General features: G+C 37.9%; 1 pseudogene. It reads left to right on the top strand.

From position 1 onward, the window contains the following. Positions 1-660: pseudogene (locus tag ADH52_RS10345) on the top strand (Rib/alpha-like domain-containing protein); the annotation flags it as partial.

The following is a 660-nucleotide window of genomic DNA, read 5'->3' as shown; positions in this document are numbered from 1 at the left end:
GAATTACCAAATGGAAAAGTGATTACAGTAGAAGTCCCAGTTAATGTAACACCTGTTAAGGAAATTGAAACTCCGGTTACGAAAACTCCATTAACCCCAGAGGATTACACTAAAGGCATCAAGATTCCAGAAGGTGGTAAGGTCACAAATGTTGAAAACATTCCAGACTTGACAACTCCAGGTAAGAAGGATCCAGTTAAAGTAATGGTAGAATTACCAAATGGAAAAGTGATTACAGTAGAAGTCCCAGTAACAGTAACACCTGTTAAGGAAATTGAAACTCCAGTTACGAAAACTCCATTAACACCAGAGGATTACACTAAAGGAATTAAGATTCCAGAAGGTGGCAAGGTCACAAATGTTGAAAACATTCCAGACTTGACAACACCAGGTAAGAAAGATCCAGTTAAGGTAACGGTTGAATTACCAAATGGAAAAGTGATTACAGTAGAAGTCCCAGTAACAGTAACACCTGTTAAAGAGATTGAGACACCAGTCACATCTACCCCATTAACACCAGAGGATTATACTAAAGGAATTAAGATTCCAGAAGGTGGCAAGGTCACAAATGTTGAAAACATTCCAGACTTAACAACTCCAGGTAAGAAAGATCCAGTTAAAGTAACGGTTGAATTACCAAATGGAAAAGTGATTACAGTA

Source organism: Streptococcus pseudopneumoniae (genome assembly GCF_001072665.1).
Classification (GTDB): domain Bacteria; phylum Bacillota; class Bacilli; order Lactobacillales; family Streptococcaceae; genus Streptococcus; species Streptococcus pseudopneumoniae_S.
Note: the sequence above shows the minus strand (reverse complement) of the source record. Positions and strands in the feature narration are given on the sequence as shown.